General features: G+C 39.0%; 17 protein-coding genes. 15 read left to right on the top strand and 2 right to left on the bottom strand.

Annotated features, from left to right (window positions below):
* Positions 1 to 47 precede the first annotated feature (47 nt).
* The 7 genes from ACIGXW_RS33430 (at position 48) to ACIGXW_RS33400 (ending at position 9,047) form a co-directional block, all read left to right on the top strand.
* Complete coding sequence (locus tag ACIGXW_RS33430; protein WP_377921434.1) at positions 48 to 791, top strand: hypothetical protein; 744 nt, start codon at positions 48 to 50, stop codon at positions 789 to 791.
* A 19-nt stretch (positions 792 to 810) separates the two neighbouring features.
* Positions 811 to 3,897: a DNA primase small subunit domain-containing protein gene (locus tag ACIGXW_RS33425; protein ID WP_377921433.1), complete on the top strand. Its 3,087-nt coding sequence runs from the start codon at positions 811 to 813 to the stop codon at positions 3,895 to 3,897.
* 23 nt (positions 3,898 to 3,920) lie between these two features.
* Complete coding sequence (locus ACIGXW_RS33420; RefSeq protein WP_377921432.1) at positions 3,921 to 6,347, top strand: bifunctional 3'-5' exonuclease/DNA polymerase; 2,427 nt, start codon at positions 3,921 to 3,923, stop codon at positions 6,345 to 6,347.
* Positions 6,348 to 6,585: 238 nt separating this feature from the next.
* Positions 6,586 to 6,846, top strand: coding sequence for a hypothetical protein (locus ACIGXW_RS33415; protein WP_377921430.1), 261 nt, complete (start codon positions 6,586 to 6,588; stop codon positions 6,844 to 6,846).
* 24 nt (positions 6,847 to 6,870) lie between these two features.
* Positions 6,871 to 7,236, top strand: a complete 366-nt coding sequence (locus ACIGXW_RS33410; protein ID WP_377921429.1) for a hypothetical protein — start codon at positions 6,871 to 6,873, stop codon at positions 7,234 to 7,236.
* Positions 7,237 to 7,709: 473 nt separating this feature from the next.
* Positions 7,710 to 8,249, top strand: coding sequence for a dUTP diphosphatase (locus tag ACIGXW_RS33405; RefSeq protein WP_377921427.1), 540 nt, complete (start codon positions 7,710 to 7,712; stop codon positions 8,247 to 8,249).
* Positions 8,250 to 8,261: 12 nt separating this feature from the next.
* Positions 8,262 to 9,047 carry a hypothetical protein gene (locus ACIGXW_RS33400; protein ID WP_377921426.1) on the top strand — a complete coding sequence of 262 codons (786 nt, stop codon included), beginning with the start codon at positions 8,262 to 8,264 and terminating at the stop codon, positions 9,045 to 9,047.
* 320 nt (positions 9,048 to 9,367) lie between these two features.
* Here ACIGXW_RS33400 and ACIGXW_RS33395 read toward each other — a convergent pair whose 3' ends face one another.
* Positions 9,368 to 10,984: a beta-propeller fold lactonase family protein gene (locus ACIGXW_RS33395; RefSeq protein ID WP_399576637.1), complete on the bottom strand. Its 1,617-nt coding sequence runs from the start codon at positions 10,982 to 10,984 to the stop codon at positions 9,368 to 9,370.
* A gap of 445 nt (positions 10,985 to 11,429) precedes the next feature.
* Between ACIGXW_RS33395 and ACIGXW_RS33390 the strand changes: the two genes are divergently transcribed.
* The 4 genes from ACIGXW_RS33390 (at position 11,430) to ACIGXW_RS33375 (ending at position 13,113) form a co-directional block, all read left to right on the top strand.
* Entirely contained in the window at positions 11,430 to 12,275 is an 846-nt protein-coding gene (locus tag ACIGXW_RS33390) for a hypothetical protein (protein WP_399576636.1), read from the top strand.
* Positions 12,276 to 12,359: 84 nt separating this feature from the next.
* A complete protein-coding gene (locus ACIGXW_RS33385; protein WP_399576635.1) occupies positions 12,360 to 12,506 on the top strand; it encodes a BC1881 family protein in 147 nt (48 codons plus the stop codon).
* Positions 12,507 to 12,632: 126 nt separating this feature from the next.
* The gene (locus tag ACIGXW_RS33380) at positions 12,633 to 12,914 is read left to right on the top strand and encodes an AbrB/MazE/SpoVT family DNA-binding domain-containing protein (RefSeq protein WP_377921424.1); all 282 of its coding nucleotides are present in this window, start codon (positions 12,633 to 12,635) and stop codon (positions 12,912 to 12,914) included.
* Position 12,915: 1 nt separating this feature from the next.
* A complete protein-coding gene (locus tag ACIGXW_RS33375; protein WP_377921423.1) occupies positions 12,916 to 13,113 on the top strand; it encodes a hypothetical protein in 198 nt (65 codons plus the stop codon).
* Between the two features lie 198 nt (positions 13,114 to 13,311).
* Here ACIGXW_RS33375 and ACIGXW_RS33370 read toward each other — a convergent pair whose 3' ends face one another.
* On the bottom strand, positions 13,312 to 14,040 hold the full coding sequence (locus ACIGXW_RS33370) for a hypothetical protein (RefSeq protein ID WP_392665803.1): 729 nt from the start codon (positions 14,038 to 14,040) through the stop codon (positions 13,312 to 13,314).
* A 208-nt stretch (positions 14,041 to 14,248) separates the two neighbouring features.
* Here ACIGXW_RS33370 and ACIGXW_RS33365 point away from each other — a divergent pair, with 208 nt between their 5' ends.
* The 4 genes from ACIGXW_RS33365 (at position 14,249) to ACIGXW_RS33350 (ending at position 18,368) form a co-directional block, all read left to right on the top strand.
* Complete coding sequence (locus tag ACIGXW_RS33365; RefSeq protein WP_377921420.1) at positions 14,249 to 15,487, top strand: hypothetical protein; 1,239 nt, start codon at positions 14,249 to 14,251, stop codon at positions 15,485 to 15,487.
* Positions 15,488 to 15,980: 493 nt separating this feature from the next.
* The gene (locus ACIGXW_RS33360; protein WP_377922676.1) at positions 15,981 to 16,370 is read left to right on the top strand and encodes a hypothetical protein; all 390 of its coding nucleotides are present in this window, start codon (positions 15,981 to 15,983) and stop codon (positions 16,368 to 16,370) included.
* A 485-nt stretch (positions 16,371 to 16,855) separates the two neighbouring features.
* The gene (locus tag ACIGXW_RS33355) at positions 16,856 to 17,632 is read left to right on the top strand and encodes a hypothetical protein (protein ID WP_377974568.1); all 777 of its coding nucleotides are present in this window, start codon (positions 16,856 to 16,858) and stop codon (positions 17,630 to 17,632) included.
* A 175-nt stretch (positions 17,633 to 17,807) separates the two neighbouring features.
* The gene (locus ACIGXW_RS33350) at positions 17,808 to 18,368 is read left to right on the top strand and encodes a recombinase family protein (protein ID WP_377922679.1); all 561 of its coding nucleotides are present in this window, start codon (positions 17,808 to 17,810) and stop codon (positions 18,366 to 18,368) included.
* The last annotated feature ends 4 nt before the right edge of the window (positions 18,369 to 18,372 follow it).

The following is an 18,372-nucleotide window of genomic DNA, read 5'->3' as shown; positions in this document are numbered from 1 at the left end:
AAAGCTTGGAAAAAACATGGCCTACAAGGGCGCAGGAGGAAAAAATAATGACACAAGATACAAATCAAAATGAAGTAGTGGTACAAAATAACGCGGTGGCAAAAACAAATAGTGGAAGCAATTATATTTCAGCTATTTTAGAAGAAACAAAGCAAGGATTCGTTGAGGCGAATAACGGTCTTGACATGGATTTCGTTCGTATGGGCGAGTGGTTAACAGTTAACAAGAAAGGTAACTTCGTAGAAAAAGATGATGAAAATGTAATGTACGGTGACAATATCGATGTAGTAATCGGATACGGTGAGCAACGTTGGTCTGTATGGGGTAAACAAGATTCGCCTGAAGATGGTCAGTTGATCGTAGCGGAAAAAACAAAAGAAGAAGCGGAAGTGGTATTCAATCAATGGTTAGCTGAAAATCCACAGGCTGAGGAACGTTATGAATTAGATGATATTCAGCTTCGCTATATGGCATCTGTAGTACCTGTATCAACGTTAAGCCCGGACGATTTCCCGCGTATCTACTTAATGAGCTTCAGTCCAACAGACACTATCATCTTTGGTCGTTTTGCGATGAGTGTATATACAGGTAAATATAAAGCTCTTGGTGTTCCATCTAAATTAGGTGTCAATAAAATTGTTACGCGTTTAGTAACAACAGAACGTAAGAGTCGTACAAATGCGAGTCAACAATGGATTGGTATCGACTTCCAGCCGGTAGGTGTATTTAAACCGGAAGATTACGGAATTAACGTAGAAGAAACAGAACAAGCAGAAAAAGCTTCAGAATAAATAAGGAGGGCGTCTACAAATGGCAAAAAAGAAAGATAAAACAAGTGAGTATCAATATGTAGACGCATGGTACAGCAATCAGAACGGTAGAAGCATTCCGTGGAAACGAATTCCATCTTCTGAAGTGAAGCAATTCCAAACGGGAGAGGCATTCAATTTCAATTGCTTTGCTACAGTTCAACGATTTGCGAACGACACAAAAGTAAAGGGGGAGGCATTTATTGCTCCCCTATATTTTGACCTTGACCATGCGGAAGATCCATCAGTCAGCCAAAAAGATGCGGTAAAACTGGTGGAGTTTTTTACAAAAGAAATGGACATTCGTGAATCGGATATGTGGATTTACTTTTCTGGATCAAAAGGATTCCACATCTTAATAAGCTCCGATGCGCTCGGTATTGAACCGAGAAACGACCTTCATAAAATCTTCAAACATATGGCTGGGTACTTAGTCCATCGATTAGGTCTCACGTCACTAGATCTTGTGGTGTATACAGAAAAACGGATGATTCGTTTGCCGAACAGTATGCATCAAAAAACGAATCTTTTTAAAACAGAAATTAGTGTAAATGAATTAAATAAATTAACGCTGGAAGAAATAAAAGATTTAGCAAAATCGCCAAGACATCCTGATGATTTACCTTATACGGCAGAAGAACGTAAAAAGGCAATGAAATATAGACCCCGTACAGGGTACTTATTAATAAATAAGACAGAAGAATATGAGCAAGCTGCAGCAACAAGTGCTCGTAAATATTCGAAAGAGGAATTCCAATTCAAGAAAGACAAACCACCAGCATGTGTAGTCGATATTTTAAATGGTGGATGGAAAAAAGACGGTGACCGAAACCAAGCAACAGTACAGCTCGCATGCTATTTCAAAGACGCGGGTTACACACGAGAAGAAACAATGAAAGAGCTGGAAGAATGGGTACTAAAATTCACTTCTGAAAGTAATGAATATGGTAAACAACAACGTGTGGCAAATACGCGAAGTGTGGTTGATGCGGTATACAGCGGTGATAATACATACAAATTTGGTTGTGCGTTTATCCGCTCATTACACGGTGAAAAGAAACCAGGTAGCAAAGATTATGAACGTGTAGCATGTGCCGGCGATATGTGTCACTGCATTAAGAGAAATGCTGAGGAAGAGGAAAATGCGAAGCTACTCCATTTAGCAGAGACAGGTAATGCAGATCTCACTGGAAAGCTTGTAAAAACTCGTGTCATGGTTGCAGGTAAAAAACATACGCCTTACATCATTCCGAAAAACATTGAGTACCATTGCTGGGGCAGAGAAAGTTGTAAAAAAGTACATTGTCCTCTATATGACATCCATACGCATACAGGATACAAAGACCTGGGCGTAAGTGATCGTGAAGTCATTCAAATGACTGGTGTAGGTGACGATAACATCAAAGGTATTTTACGAGAAATATCAGGCATTCCAAATTGCCCGAAATATAATACCGACATTTTAGAAAATATGAACGTGGAAGAATTACTTGTCATCCCGATGGCTGAAGAAGACGACGAAAAACAAGAGCAGCATAAAGGGAATTATGTACTACGAAAAGTGTACGCCGTAAATGGATTAAACGTAAGTGAGAACAAGTACTACGAATTAACTGGTTATGTATACCCGCATCCAAAGAATCAGGAGTCCACATTACTTGTTAAGAGTGCGACACCGCTTCAAGATGTGGTTGAAAGCTTTGAGCTGAATGAACAAGTAAAAGAGGATTTAGCAACATTTCAGCCGGCAGATTATACAGCAGAATCGATTGAACAGAAATTAGGAGCAATTTGTAACGATTTAACGTACAACGTAACACACATCGTAGAACGTGATGAAACATTGCTTGCAGTATTGCTAACACTTCATAGTGTTTTACGTTTTAAAGTACCGTGGGATTTGAACCCGTTACGTGGTTGGGTGGAATTAAAAATAGTAGGTGATACAGGTACTGGTAAGTCGGCGCTCATTGAAAAGGTAATGAAATATGCAGGACTTGGAACACGAGTGAATGCGGAAAGTACTTCTCGTACAGGTCTAACGTACAAGATGGAACAATCAGGTGCTCAAGGTGCATGGTACATCGTTTGGGGTGCATGGCCACTCGCTGATAAAGAAATGATTTGGATTGATGAGGATACAGGTATTACGAAAGATGATTATGGTGAAATGACACTTGCTCGCTCTGACGGGAAGTTAGAAGTAAAACGAGCTGTAACAGCTGAAACACCTTGCCGTGTACGTGCCATCATGTCAGGGAACGTACCGAAAGGGAAACGACTTGCTGATTACTCTCAAGGTGCTGAAAGCTTAAAAGATATTTTCAATAACGAAGATATACGCCGCTTTGACTTTGCAGTCTTTATGAGAGCGAGTGACGTGGATCCTGAATTGTACAACCAAACACTTGCTACGTATCCGTCAATTATTCAGAAAGATACATTGAAAAATAATATCTTATACGCTTGGTCACGTAAGCCGGAGGACGTGCTGTTTACAGACGGTACGATTGACAAAGTGCTGGAAGTTGCGACAGACCTTGCAAAAGTATACGGGAATGCAAATGACATACCGCTTGTTTCTCCTTCAGATCAACGGAATAAAGTGGCGCGGTTAGCAGTAGCACTTGCAGCTCTTACACATTCAGTTGATGAATCAGGGGAAAGAATTCAAGTTTGGCCAGGACACGTTGAATTTATTGGGGAGTATTTAAAAGCGTTATACAACGCTCCAGGTTGCGGCTTAAATTACTATGCTCGTTTAGCAATAAAAGAGGAAGAAATGACTGAAGAAAGATATCAGAAGTTTACAGCAGACCTTAAAAAAATCGATACGTTAACAGGTGAAATGAAATTCTATGAATTTATCAAGCTATTCGCTCAGCAGAAGTACTTGCGACTTGGTGATGTGGAAGCCATGCTTTCCATCGATAAAGAAGAAGCGAAAGCAATCGTAAATCAATTAGCGAAAATGAGGATGATCCTTTTAACAAGTGGCGGCTATCGAAAAACACCACGCTTTAATGCATACATTTCGTACTGCATGAAGAAAGGTCTCTTTGATCATATACAAGATGAGTACTACTAATTATATGGACAAGCATTATAAATATGACTGGAAGTGAAAATATGAAACTCGGAAGTTTATTCGGAAGACCGAAAACGTTAGCTAGTAGTAAAAAACAGGTACCGGTAAAAGAATCAAAACTAGCAGTAGAAATGGAGAAAAAGAAGAAGCCGGGACAATTCGATATTGTTTGGCCAAAAGTAGAACCGCAGCAAGTGAAAGACTATCAAGCTATTCTTACAGTCTCAGATTTAAAGGAATACTTAGAGCGTTGTATGCAAACAGGTAAAGTGGGATTCGACTGGGAGACCGCAGCAAGTGAAGAAATTAGAGCTCATTATAAAAAGGCATTTGAAGATATAGAAGAAGCATGTGCTACAGGTATTATCGATGAGGAAGTAGCGGAAAAACGAAGAGAGAGTCTAGAAAAAGCGTATTTAAAAACACCGCTTGATCCGTGGAAAGGTGAAATTTGTACGGTGTCATTATCAGCAGCAGCTCATGAATCTCGCGTTGTTCCCATCTCACATAAAGTTGGCCAAGTATTCGAACCAAGTATGGATAGGGATGAAGCTAGAAAAGTTGTACTAGATTTACTTGATGAGTACTTATTCAAAAATGAAAATGTATTAAAAATCGCGGTTAATTTATCTTTTGAAACGAAATACGCGGCAAAGTACGGTAAGTACATTTTAGGAAAAGTAGCAGATCCACTGATTATGTGGGTGCGATGCTTACAAATTGTGGCGCCTCAAAAGATTAATAATCCGAAAAAGCCTACAAGTGGATGGGGATTAAAACCTGCTACAAAACACTTATTTGGTGTAACAATGAACGACTTTACAGCTCTTTTAAAGAAGTACAAGGTTGATTTCTTTGATGAGATTGACGCAAGTAAAGGTGAAGGTTTACTGTATTCGGCTGAAGATGCGGATTACGCTGTGCAGCACTACGAATACTGGTCTCAAATTGCGTCCCAGATTCCGCGATACGAGGAATGGCTGCATAAAATTGAAATGCCATTTACACGTGTTATCGGTCTTATGGAGTACTGGGGAATGAATTGGGATCCAAACCTTGCAACTCAAAAGAAGCAAGAAGCTGAAATTATGCAGGAACAAGCTGCTGAACGTATTAAACAAATCGCAAAAGAAACGTTCAACGTGGACATAAACACTGGGAAGTCAGGTAAGACGAACGAAGTAAAAAGTTTAATGTTTGATTACTTAAAAATACCGGTGGCTAAGTACGGAAAAACGGGTGCAAGTCTTGATCAAGAGGCACTTATCGATATGGCATTTATGCTCGAGAACAAGCTGAATGACATCGATGAGGAAAAGTACCTCAGCATTCCATTACCTGAAAATTGGGAAAGTATTAATCCGGAAACGGATCCTACATTAGACAAGTTAGAGCGCGGAGCAATTCGTATAGCGAAACGTGAGTCGCACCCCTATAAAGAACAAGCACTGGAAGTTATCGATCAGCTGAAGAAAATACAAAAATACACGACACTACTTTCTTCACACATCGTAGGTCGTGAAAAGTACTTGAATTTTATGAGCGGACGGATTCATGCAGGGTACAGCCCATTTACGGAAACAGGACGTTTGAATAGTTTTAATCCGAATGGACAAAACGTACCAAGACCTGATAATGACGAATTTAAGATAAGGAATTTCTTTGTACCTAAACCAGGAAAGATATTGTTCTTCATTGACTTCTCAGGTTTCGAGCTTCGCTTAATGGCATGGAAATCAGGCGACGAAGTCATGACGGAGTTATTCAATACAGGCGGGGATATGCACCGTAGAACAGCATCTGTAATGACTGGGAAACCTGAAGATGAAATTGTAAAGAAAGAACGTACAGATGCCAAAGCGGGCAACTTCGGTATTTCATATGGAGGTACAGAACACGCTTTACAGTTCACATTTAAAACAAAGTACTTGATTCGTAAAACGTTAGACGAATGTGCACAGATTGTAAATGCCGTTAAAACAGCCTACAAACGTATACCGGAATATCAACGCAAAATTGTATTAGAAGCACGTGAGCAAGGATACGTACAAACAATCTATGGATATATGAGATTACTACCTGGCATTAACAGTGCAAATAGAAGGGACCGTGGCTCAGCTGAAAGACAAGCAGCGAATACACCGGTACAAGGTAGTGCAGCGGACATTATGAAGAAAGTACAAAATGAAATTTACGAATCTATCGGTAAACAAGAAGGGGTACTTGCTCATGGTAGTGCTGATATGATCGCACAAATTCACGATGAGATTATTTTTGAGATAGATGATGACCCGGAAATTGTAGCGGCAGTAGAAAAACAAATTAAACAAGTTATGGAGCAACCTCCAGTACCAGGATTTCCAGTTCCGATTGAAGCAGAAGGAAGCGTAGGGTATCGATGGGGCGAGAAAATGAGCGTTGAGTCCTGGCTTAAACAAAGGGAGGAATAGCATGTGGGAAGAGGAGAGGGACCACGTAAATCGATGTTTTCAAAGCGTCATGCAACGGCATTACCACGTGTAAAGCCAGCGAGAATTGTAGGTAGCATTGCTGGAGAACCGTACAACATGGTTTGGGTAGTAAGTTCATTAAGAAAAGATAAAAAGACTGGAGTAGTAGATCCAGTACCACAGGATCCATACGCAGAATCGTTATTCAAAAGTTGTTTTAAAAAATGGAGGGAAAACGATGGACGAGAATTTAAATCGTCAACAGCGCCGCGCGAGTGAACGTGAACGAAAGAAGACAAGGGAGAGACAAAGCTTTCATCGCGGAGAAGTACAGCAAGTCTCCCTTTTATCTTATAAAGATGGACAGACATTAGCCTTACGAGCAGTAAAAGAAGTATTGGGACTAGGTTCAGTTCGGTTAGAGCGTGTACAGAAGCGCTTGGAAGAACTAGAAAACGAGAATTTCAATGAACTATTTTTAGAACATTTAAGAAAATAAAACTAAGAGAAAGGGAGTGTAATTGTGGGTGGTAGACAACAAGGAAAGGGGTACGAGAATCGAAAAAGTGATCGGAAGATGGAAAGATTAAAACGTGAAATGATGAAACAAAAAAGAACAGTAGCAAAAGGTGAACCACGAAAGGCGGTAATTCATTTGAACAATTCGGAGCAACAGTTAAAAGATGTGATGCAAGAAAATCGTGATTTGCAGTTAGAAGTTGATTTGTACAAGTCTCGTGTACGTATAAATGAAAACTTTGTTGAGCGTGTTACGAAAGAGAATACAAAGTTACGTTTAAAAGTTAAAAATCTACGAAAGAAATTCCTTGCATTAGTAGTTTCTTATATGGTTGTGGCGGTAATTGTAAGCCTCGTAGTAGTTGGATAAGAAAGGAGCGATTGATATGTCTGTAGTAAAGGACAACGAGTTCTGGAAAGAAGTGTATTACTACATGGAAGAGCACAATTGCTATAAGAGCGAGGCTGTAGAAGTAGTTAGTAAAAGATACATGGATAAGGAGTGGAACCATGCGATGTGACCATTGTGGTTTACAAAATGATAAAGTTTACAATCAACTTTTAACGGGTGTACTAAACGCGTTACAGGAAATAAAGAAAGAGATACAACGTCTTGATGTAGAAAACTCAGTGACGTTTAAAAAAATGTATAAAGACCGTTTCGACGGTAAGATTTACGCGATTGTACATTACATGGATACAACAAAAACCCTGTATAACGCAAAGTTTGATACAAGTAACGAATTCTTCTTTGAGAATTTTAAACATAGCCATATAGATTATCAGAATTTGGACGGGTATATCAAATTATTAAAAAATGTTATTAGATAGGAGGGAAAAATAATGAACATCGTCCATTTATTCCAGCTTCAAAAAAACCTTGATAACAAAGTTGTGCAAAAACATGGTTTACAAAACGTGCCATTGTTTCAAGAAAAGAAATTATCATTTCGTGATGAATTAAGCGAGTTACTTCATGTGTGGCGTGGTCATAAGTTCTGGAGCGAAAATGATAAACCGATTACGAAAGCTGTACGTAATGAGGGTCAAATGATGGAAGAGGATAAGGAGTACTACAATCCGTTGTTAGAGGAATTTGTAGACGCACTCCACTTTGCATTATCGATTGGATTAGAACGTGAATGGAACAAATATATCGATGTGTTTGTAGTACGTACAGACAAAGGGCACTCGAAAGCAGAAATTATCGATGTATTTAACGATTTATATGAAAACAAATTGTGGACTGCAGCACACTATATGACGTTGATGAATGACTTAGCATACTTAGGTGCAGCACTTGGATTTTCGGCTACTGAAATCCACAACGCGTATATCGAAAAGAATAAAATCAATCATGATCGTCAGGCATCTGGGTACTAAAAGGGAGGCGAAATGGTGGCAAGATACACGTTATGGAAGACAGAAGAATTGGCGTATTTGGAACAATATTGGGGAATGTACAGCATCAAGCATATGGCTAAAAAGTTTGGACGGTCGGTTGATGCTGTCAAATTAAAAGCGCAACGTATAGGTTTAGGTGATGCTCGATTGCATTTTGATGGTATTACTATTGTGCAGCTTTCTGAGGTTATAGGTGTCGATTATAACTGTATTAAAGGCTGGAGCAATCGCTTCGGTTTCCCTATAAAGCTTAAGTTGTTTTCAACAGAACAAAAAGTAAAAGTTGTGTATTACCGTGATTTGTGGAAGTGGTTAAAAACACATAAACATGTAGTGGATTTTTCTAGAATTGAACCAGGAATTTTTGGCCCCGAACCCGATTGGATGACAGAGAAACGTAATGCGGATTTAGTGGCCAAAAAGAAACGCGGGAAACCATGGAGCGAAGACGATGATTTGTTGCTTAAAAGCTTAGTAAATGCATACTGCTATACTTATCCAGAAATCGCAGCACGCTTACAACGTACCGAGGGTTCTGTGAAACGTAGATTAATGGAATTGAAAATTAAAGCTAGACCTGTACGTATAGGGAACCATACAAAATATACACAGGAAGAAGTGAAAAAAATTGTGGACTTGTATGACCGTGGCTACAGTATAGATGTGATTGCAGAAAGGTTAGGGAAAAGTGCGCTAGGTGTTCGAGGGAAGATGGAAAGAATGGGATATCGGTTTAAAGGAAAGGTCCCTATACCACCTAAAGAGATTTTAGTTTGAAAACATAAAAAAAGGCTAGGATGATTTCTCCTAGCACTCAAGCATAAGTCGCATGGAAAGCAAGTATTGTGCAAATCGGGTGTTTGCAAGTTCATTATATAACGTTTATCGGGTGTATAGGTTGAATCACCGTAATCTTTACGTAGGTTTTACATGATATTGAAGTTTTTGATAAAGACCAAATTTGAATTTTATTAGAAAGAATGAGAGATGGGGGGGTGGGGATTTAAAAAGGTTCAATTCATCAATTAGAAAAGAACCTTTTAGATAAATGTATTATGGATAATAAAGCATTAATTTTAAGGGGTTTATAAATACATTCAAATGAAATCAGGTGTAATCGCTATACCAAAAGGCACATTTCCGACAGATATAGGAGCTCCAATGATAATGTTAGTAGAAGTGTTGATAACGGATACTGTATTGTCATTTGAATTTGTAACATAAGCTCGGGTACCAACAGGTGTAATGGCTATACCCAAAGGGTCATTTCCGACAGATATAGGAGCTCCAATGACAGTGTTAGTAGAAGTGTTGATAACAGATACTGTATTGTCACTTGAATTTGTAATATAAGCAAAACTACCATTAGGTGTAAAGGCTATAGCAAAAGGGTCATTTCCGACAGATATAGGAGCTCCAATGATAGTGTTAGTAGAAGTGTCGATAACGAATACTGTATTGCCTCCTGAACTTGGAACATAAGCAAAACCACCATTAGGTGTAATGGCTATACCCAAAGGGTTAAATCCGAGAAATATGGGAGCTCCAATGGTAGTGTTAGTAGAAGTGTCGATAACGGATACTGTTTTGCCAAGAAAATTTGCAACATAAGCCCGAGTACCATCAGGTGTAATGGCTATAGCAAAAGGTTCAGTTCCGACAGATATAGGAGCCCCAATGATAGTGTTAGTAGAAGTGTCGATAACGGATACCGTATCGCTGCTTCGATTTGCAACATAAGCCCGAGTACCATCAGGTGTAATCGCTATGCTAGAAGGGCCACCTTCGACAGGTATAGGAGTTCCAGTGATAGTATTAGTAGCGGTGTTAATAACGGATACTGTACCGTCTCCACGATTCGCAACATAAGCCCGAGTACCATCAGGTGTAATCGCTATGGAAATAGGGTTATTTCCGACAGGTATAGGAGTTCCAGTGATAGTATTAGTAGCGGTGTTAATAATGGATACTGTATTGTCATTTAAATTTGTAATATAAGCAAGAAAAATGGAAGTAATTGAAGCGATATTACATATAGCAATAACACGTGTTCCATTTTCAGAACTAAAACGAATGCTTCCATTACCTACATTCAAAACTTGACCTTGGATAGGATCGCAGCAACCGGAGAGCAGTAGGGAAACCATACGCCCTATACAATGCTGGAGTGTGGTTTCAATGTCTTGGAAACAAGGTTCTGATGTTTGATTTCCGGTAGGCCCAGTGGGGCCAGTAATTCCTTGTAATCCGGTAGGTCCAGTAGATCCTTGAACACCAGAGGGTCCTTGCAATCCAGTAGGTCCTAGAGCACCCGTATTACCTTGAGTTCCAGTAGCGCCAGTAGGCCCTTGAATACCCGCTGGTCCTTGCAGCCCGGTAGGTCCTTGCAGCCCGGTAGGTCCTTGCAGCCCGGTAGGTCCTTGCAGCCCGGTAGGTCCTTGCAGCCCGGTAGGTCCTTGCAGCCCGGTAGGTCCTTGAATACCTGCTGGTCCTTGTAATCCAGAGGATCCTTGCAACCCAGTAGGTCCTTGAGCGCCCGTGTTACCTTGAGGTCCGGTAGCACCAGTAGGTCCGGTGGGCCCAGTAAGTATTTGTGCGGAAGGAATCGGTGAAAATGTAGGACCAATGGAATTTGGATCCAGTGCTGCACCGTATAAAATCTCAGGTGAATTCCATTCTTCTTTAGACATATGTTCACCTCCAAAAAAATCCATTCTTATTTAATAGATGCATAGTATGTGTTGAATATGAAATGATTTTGATTTTAAAAAGTGGTTATAAAACTTAATACAATAGTCCTTTGAAAGAAAGGAGTATTTAATACTATGAAACCCGTAAAAGCGAAATGTGAGGCATGTGAGCGCGTGTTTCGTGTCCAGATGCTCACAGCACGATTACCGAACCGTGTGGACAAGCATTACTTTATCTGTCCAGGCTGTAAAACGGAATTTGTAAGTTATTATTCGAATCGTGAAATGAGACAGCTGCAGAAAGAAATTTCGAAATTGCACCGAGAATTCAATAAATGTTATACGAAGAAGCAATTTGAGGCGAACCAGGAAAAAATCGATAAAAAAGAATTAGAGTTTAAGTGGCTACGAGATAAATTGCAAATGGAGATTGAAAATGATTTACCAAACTAAAGGAGGACAATGTTATATGAGTATACCGAAACAATTGATGATTGGTAGTGTTCCGTACGATGTAGAAGTGGTGAACGGCTGGATTGATGAAAGGGAAAATGGCGAAGTAAGAATTGCTGAAGTAACGTATCAAGAACAACATATCAAGGTTTCGGATAACGTAACAAAGCATGAAGGAAAAATGAAAAACGTACTCCATGAAGCGATTCACGCGATGCTGTATGAATATGGGTTCGACCGTTTAAATAAAGAAGCTAATGTCGATGCGTTAACTACAGTCTTTTTCGATTTTATTGAAAATAACATCCGTGGCGGTACTTCCAGCTTTGTAGGGTATGAATATCTAGTGCTTACATCTTCTGAAAAGAAAGTGGAGAAAGAGGATAATCTATTATTTATCAATACAGCAGCTGAACTTGTAGAAACTATTAATCGACATGAACCAAAAGTGGACGTGTCAGCATTAGGAACTGCAATGGCGCAAGCCGAGGTTCACAAAACTATTGATTTACAGGCAGTTACGCCTGAGAAAATTCGTGATGCTGTTAAAGATACCGTGAAAAATCGAAATCGTAAACTACCAATCGTAGACGTAAATCGTATCTCGTTCCCTATGGAAGACGTTGTTAAGATTACTAAGCAAAAGGTTAGACCTTGTACACCAGATTCAGTGAAAAAAGAAGAGGCGGATCCAATTTATTGGAGAACAGGTATTAAGTATGACGATGAGGGGAAACCGAAATACCGTACACGTTACGAGTGCTGTATGTGTGGGAATCGCGGGAATCAATATGAATACAAGGAGTACAAATTCACAAAATGCCATAAATGTAGCACAAAAAAGGATAGAACATGCAACTAAAAAAGGATTCCCTGAACGTGATTCATTCGGTAATTTTTACGTAGCTAATAATGAATACAGTGTTATTTTGGAAGGAGAATGAATATGAAGAATGTACCTACAAAAGTCATCAGTGAAGAGCTGGAAACACGTGAAGGTGTTACAAAAGTACAAGTAAGCCCTCATGAGAAAATTGAAGTAGCTGGTGTTACGGTTGAGGGTCCAGCAGTGATTCTGATTAATAAGGATTAGGACTGATTGGATGGAACTTATATACGAATATCCGATTTGGACAACTTGGTTTATCTGCGTAATATTCTTTGGTTTAGCGAATGTGATAGAAACAATTAAAAAGTAAGAAAAAGGAGCTGGAGAGAAATGAAATCAACAGGTATCATTCGTAACATTGATCCATTAGGACGAATTGTAGTTCCAATGGAATTACGTCGTACATTAGGTATTCAGGAAAAAGATCCAATGGAGATTTTTGTAGATGGTGAATCTATTATTCTAAAAAAATATAATGCTAATGGTTCTTGCCAAATTACAGGTGAAGTTTCTGACCAAAATATCGAATTAGCTGGTGGGAAACTCGTACTGAGTCCTGAGGGAGTCGACCAAGTTTTAACGGAACTCGAATCACATTTGAAGGGGCGATAAGATGAGCGAACCGAATAAGCAATATACAAATATCGAACTGGAAATGATTTTGGACAATTTCGTAAAGGCATTGCCGATACAAATACGAATGCAGCGTGAAATGTCTAAATTGATTAAAGCACGTTTTGACGCACTCGTTTCAGAAGGTTTTACGGAGCAACAAGCACTGGAAATCGTAAAATCACGAGGTATTGAGTGAAAGGTTCGGAAGCAATTTTACGAGCGATGCACCAGGTAGGAGGAGAAATCCCAGCTACGCAGTTTGATACGTGGCTGGGACAACTCTCTCAGTTAGGACTACTGGAGCAAGTCACGAAAGATGATAAGCATGTTTATTACTACCAGCTTACGGTTAACGCAAGACGGTTTTTAGTGAAGAAGGGAGTGAAGTAGTTGATCACTTTGTGAATATTATTTCTGCACCATCTTGTTGAGGCTCAATGTTATACAAAGTACCATCACTTTCTAAAAAGTAAAACGCAGAAGAAAGTTTACTTTCCAAAGTGGATAAGTGCACACAATAAAGTTTGTCGTTAATACCGTTATAATGGACCGCTTGCTCTCTAAAAATTTTCTGACATTCTTCTGCAATATATTCGTGTAAGTTAGGATGATTTAGTGTTTGTTCGTTTATAATATCTAAAATGTTTTGAATTTTGGGTCTGACAGACTCTCTTACTGCAGTGTTAGCACCAATTAACACAACATTTCTAACCTCGTTATGTACGGTGAACTCTTCAAAACAATCTTCTGCAAGGTTAGATAGTAAGGTGTATTTATTCTGTATACAGTCGAGCTCACCTATAAGAATATGGCCTACTGGCTCTGGAATGTCCCGTCTGGCAAGATGAAGAAGATTAACATGTTTATATAAATCTAAAATACAATCACGTTTATCATATATTGTAAATTTATTGTCTTTATTATACAAAGTCCGTCTTAAAATTTGTGAAGCGTAAAACGTAGATTCAAATCCGGATATACCTAAAATATTTGTAGGTGTAACCATTGTGATTTTACGTCGGTATTCATTATTAACGTCATCTGTGTTTTCGATTTGTGCCCTTGTATCACTTGCCATTAAGATGCTATTAGGTAATAGAATGCCTGCACCCTCTCCAATCAATTTAATTTTATAAGCCTATTTTATATTATAACAGGATTGAAGCAATTGAATGTGGAGCGAGCCTTTATAAGCATTAATGAATAAGGTGCTTAATCGGTTAATGAGTGGAATGATTGATTTTAATATAAATCAAGAAAGAGGGTACTATATGCAGGAATATATTTGCTTAAGTTAGAGGGTAGAAAACGTATTTTAGGAGGTATTTAATATGGATTTTGGAATTAATGAAGAGCTACGTCTCATTGGTGGTGGTAATTGGCCACCAAGACAGGAATTCGAGGGTGACAACGTTTTACACGTTATGTGTCCTGTGTATTTAGAGCGTGGTGTTAATGGAATTCGAGGCTCAACCTATATTGGGACTGGCGTGGTTGGTGATGGTAAAACTGGTGTTGTTGGTAATGGTGAAATTGGTGTTGTTGGAAATACTACTGACACCAATGGTAATACGCCTCTTGCAGGAGTTGTTGGTAATGGTCCAAGCGGTGTTGTTGGAAATAGTGTAGGGGCAAGTCCGAATTCAATGACCCTTAATGCCGGTGTTGTTGGTAATGGTGACATAGGGGTTGCTGGGAATGGAGAATCCATGGGAGTTTACGCTAGCGGTAACATTGGGGTTAAGGGTGAGAGTGAAACTTTTGTAGGAGTTCAGGGTGCAGGTAAACAAATTGGAGTTCAGGGTGTAGGAGAAACTGGCTTATGGGGTGCTGGCGGACCGACGGGAGTATATGGACTTGGTGGAGAAGTAGGAATTTTTGGGGAAATTGGAGGAAGTGGAGATCAAGTAGACGGAATTGGAGTCAAAGGTAAAGGTGGTGGTAGTACTAAAGGTATAGGAGTCGAAGGTACAGCAGGTGGTATAGGAGTACAGGGTACTGGAGATACTGGTGTTTCTGGATTTGGTGGTATAGGTGTATTGGGTAAGGCAAATGGATCGATGCGTGCTATAGGACATGATTCCCCAGCTATAGGAGTAAAGGGTTCTGCGATAATGGGAATTGGTATATATGGAGAAGCTAGTTTTGGATTTGGATATGGGGTTTTTTGCAATGGGAAATTTGCTGCAACGGGTACGAAATCGGCATTAGTTCCACATCCAGATGGCTCACATCGTACACTGTACTGTATGGAAAGTCCTGAAAGCTGGTTCGAAGACTTTGGAACAGGAGAATTGGTGAAAGGAGAAGCTACGATTCATCTTGATCAGGATTTTGTACCACTTATTCAGAATGGTCATTATCATGTCTTTTTAACGCCTGAGGGCGATTCGAATGGATTATATATTAGTCATAAATCACTGACAAGTTTTGAAGTTCGAGAGCAGCAAAATGGGAGTAATACTATACGCTTTAGTTATCGCATAGTTTCTAAGAGAAAAGACGTAACATCACCTCGTTTGGAAAAAGTAAAGCTTCATGAAGAGCTATTAAATGCTCCTAAGTCTTAAAAGCTGGATTTTTTTGACGACTTGTAATAAAGGATTCGTATAAAGATTTATAAGAACCTGTTTTTAAGAATAGAACTAATTAAAAACAGGTTCTTGATAGAAGAAAAAATAATGTGAGATTCATGTAACCTAAGGTGAGCGGGTAAACAAAGACCAGATTCTCCTAGCTGGAAAGTCAGTGTTACGTGGATATGAGACAACAGTGGCGTGGCACGCGTTTCGGGATTGCAGTCAATTAAGCGGAAATAAAAATATATAAAAGAAAAAGTTTTAGGAGGGGGTCTAATACACTACAGTACTTAAAAAAGAAAAACAAAATAAAAAAGAACCCCCCCTTAAAAAAATATACCTTATATATATAATATAAATATATAACTAATAATTATATATTATATATATAGTATTATTTATTAATAGTTATATAGTATGTAATACTATTAATGGTTTAAGGTTTTGTTTAGGGGTTTGATTTTCTGAGTCAGGAGGTTCGGAGATGACCAGAATTGATGGCTATGTTTCAAAGAAGACAATACGACTATGGCTGGAGAATTACGAATCACTGGCTGTAGGTGACCGTTTTCCTGAGGCCCCGCCTAGTTTTACGGGTCCTAATGCACAGGACGGGAAAAGTGATGGGAGACTGAATAAGATTGTGCTGGATCAGGCGATTAAACAATTACCGAAGAACATGCGGTATATTGTTATAGCGCGGTACGTGGTGAAGATTCCGAGGAAACGCATACTGCATAAGCTGAACATACATGCCAATGAATACTATAAGTACTGTGATAAAGCTGTAGATACGCTCTATCGGATTATCAATGGTGATATGGTCGGCATGAACCAGCTAATAAAAAAAGTTGAACAGGACTTGACAAAGTAGGGTTTTTCTAGGTACAATTTATGCTAGGATAGGTATTCTGTGTACATATCCTCCATATATTCATAATGTCAAAAGCCAGGGACCACGTCATAGGTATCCTGGCTTTTTCTATGCCCGTTGGATTGAACTGACTGTGGCGTATATAGTAGGTAGAAACTAAGGTGACTACTGTAATAGTTATCTAACTATCGGCAACACGAAAGGTGAAACCGATAGGTATTTTTATCAGCCGAGCTCGCTGAGGGAGAAGGGCCTTTGAAACTCAGGGGGCTTTCTTCATCCTCATTGATTTTGTAAAAATAAAAAATTTGTGATTAATTGACGAATGAAAAGCTAATACGTATTCATACGAAATTAATTTGTGCATATATTATAAACAATAGCATAGTAAATCGCGGGCGAGAGGGCTCTTAATCAAAAGATTGGAGCCCTTCGAGCTCCTCCTTTTGGTTAAGGCCTTTTTGTTAATCAAAAGGAGGCTTATCATGATGGAAGAAGTAAATCTTGAATCATCGGTAACAGGTAGAATGTTGAGAATTAGTGGGGATGACATAGTAGAATATGCGTGTCCTTTAAATGATTGCATCAAAGAGTGGGAAATAAAAGCGGTACAACGTGGGAGTAAGATAGAAGTCCGAGATAAGTCGGGTGGAATTATTAAAGAGATACACGGTGCTAAACGTAAGAAAGCCACTCAAATTTTAAAAACTTACAGTGAAAGAAATATGGATATAAATAAAAAAGGTAAAGAATTGGCGATGCAAGTTGTTTATCCTCTTCTTTTTAAAGGTAGAGAATTTCATATAAGGGTCATTAACCCTGAAAATGGTGAACAAGATTTAGTAATGGACAGAGATGTAGTAGCAGATTACGAAGCTGAAGTTTATCCGGATAAGGGTGCAGTAGATTACAAATTCGGACGTGGAGATCACTTCCTTATTCAGGAGCGTGTGATTGAACATAATCCGAATTTCGAAAGAACTGTCACAATATCGGTAACATATCCAAATAATAAATATGCATGTGAGTGGTATAAGCTCAATGGTCTCTCGTATTTTGTTTGGGTATATTATTCTCCAGTGAATAAATGTTTGGTAGATTATATTGTAGTGCATCATCCCCACAGAATTCGAGATCTTATACGAGCAGGAACAATTAAAGCTGATAAGCGCGATAATAAAAAGACAGGTCAAATATTTTATTCAATACCAATTTCAGAATTGGAGAAACATAATCTCATTTGTATGCGAATGGCTCATTGAACTTAAAAACATCGTCCTTATGGGCGGTGTTTTTATATTTTTTAAATAACGCTTTTAAATATCGGTTTCATAACTTAAAGGTTTTGACACTACGCTATAGGTGTGATAGTATCAAGGTATCAAACGGTGTCTTAACTTAGTGTCATTAGTTAGACCTGAAATGGAGCTGATATGAATGAAGTACGGATATGCGAGGGTAAGTACGGTTCACCAAGACTTAGAAGCACAGATCCAAACGTTGGAGAAGGAAAGTTGCGATACGATTTATTCAGAGAAGTTCACGGGAACAAAAGCCGATCGACCTAAGTTTAAGGAGTTGTTATCGATACTGGAGTCAGGTGATACGTTGGTAGTTACTAAGCTGGATCGCTTTGCTCGTTCAACTGTAGATGCGATACAGACTGTGAGAGAACTGTTTGAAAAAGGTGTGAAGGTTCATGTGCTAAACATGGGACTGATAGAGGATACACCTACAGGGAGACTGGTCTTTAATGTAATGAGCGCGTTCGCTGAGTTTGAACGTGACATGATTGTTGAACGAACACAAGAAGGTAAAGCTATCGCTAAACAACGTGCAGACTTCAGAGAAGGTAGACCGAAGAAGTTTAACAAGAAACAAATTGAGCATGCATTAGGCTTATTAGATAAGCATTCATATACGCAAGTAGAAGAAATGACTGGAATAAGTAAAAGTACATTAATACGAGCAAAAAAGAAAAAAGAGTCGGAAGAATAATTCC

Origin of the sequence: Streptomyces sp. NPDC053079 (assembly GCF_044546695.1) — a bacterium.
In the GTDB taxonomy this organism is placed as follows: domain Bacteria; phylum Actinomycetota; class Actinomycetes; order Streptomycetales; family Streptomycetaceae; genus Streptomyces.
Note: the sequence above shows the minus strand (reverse complement) of the source record. Positions and strands in the feature narration are given on the sequence as shown.

What these genes read in the sequence shown, in the direction of transcription:
- ACIGXW_RS33355 (WP_377974568.1), top strand. Translation starts at nt 16,856, where the DNA reads ATGATGGAAGAAGTAAATCTTGAATCATCGGTAACAGGTAGAATGTTG.
- ACIGXW_RS33380 (WP_377921424.1), top strand. Translation starts at nt 12,633, where the DNA reads ATGAAATCAACAGGTATCATTCGTAACATTGATCCATTAGGACGAATT.
- ACIGXW_RS33430 (WP_377921434.1), top strand. Translation starts at nt 48, where the DNA reads ATGACACAAGATACAAATCAAAATGAAGTAGTGGTACAAAATAACGCG.
- ACIGXW_RS33350 (WP_377922679.1), top strand. Translation starts at nt 17,808, where the DNA reads ATGAAGTACGGATATGCGAGGGTAAGTACGGTTCACCAAGACTTAGAA.
- ACIGXW_RS33425 (WP_377921433.1), top strand. Translation starts at nt 811, where the DNA reads ATGGCAAAAAAGAAAGATAAAACAAGTGAGTATCAATATGTAGACGCA.
- ACIGXW_RS33405 (WP_377921427.1), top strand. Translation starts at nt 7,710, where the DNA reads ATGAACATCGTCCATTTATTCCAGCTTCAAAAAAACCTTGATAACAAA.
- ACIGXW_RS33375 (WP_377921423.1), top strand. Translation starts at nt 12,916, where the DNA reads ATGAGCGAACCGAATAAGCAATATACAAATATCGAACTGGAAATGATT.
- ACIGXW_RS33360 (WP_377922676.1), top strand. Translation starts at nt 15,981, where the DNA reads ATGACCAGAATTGATGGCTATGTTTCAAAGAAGACAATACGACTATGG.
- ACIGXW_RS33400 (WP_377921426.1), top strand. Translation starts at nt 8,262, where the DNA reads ATGGTGGCAAGATACACGTTATGGAAGACAGAAGAATTGGCGTATTTG.
- ACIGXW_RS33385 (WP_399576635.1), top strand. Translation starts at nt 12,360, where the DNA reads ATGAAGAATGTACCTACAAAAGTCATCAGTGAAGAGCTGGAAACACGT.
- ACIGXW_RS33395 (WP_399576637.1), bottom strand. Translation starts at nt 10,984, where the DNA reads ATGGATTTTTTTGGAGGTGAACATATGTCTAAAGAAGAATGGAATTCA.
- ACIGXW_RS33420 (WP_377921432.1), top strand. Translation starts at nt 3,921, where the DNA reads ATGACTGGAAGTGAAAATATGAAACTCGGAAGTTTATTCGGAAGACCG.
- ACIGXW_RS33365 (WP_377921420.1), top strand. Translation starts at nt 14,249, where the DNA reads ATGGATTTTGGAATTAATGAAGAGCTACGTCTCATTGGTGGTGGTAAT.
- ACIGXW_RS33390 (WP_399576636.1), top strand. Translation starts at nt 11,430, where the DNA reads ATGAGTATACCGAAACAATTGATGATTGGTAGTGTTCCGTACGATGTA.
- ACIGXW_RS33415 (WP_377921430.1), top strand. Translation starts at nt 6,586, where the DNA reads ATGGACGAGAATTTAAATCGTCAACAGCGCCGCGCGAGTGAACGTGAA.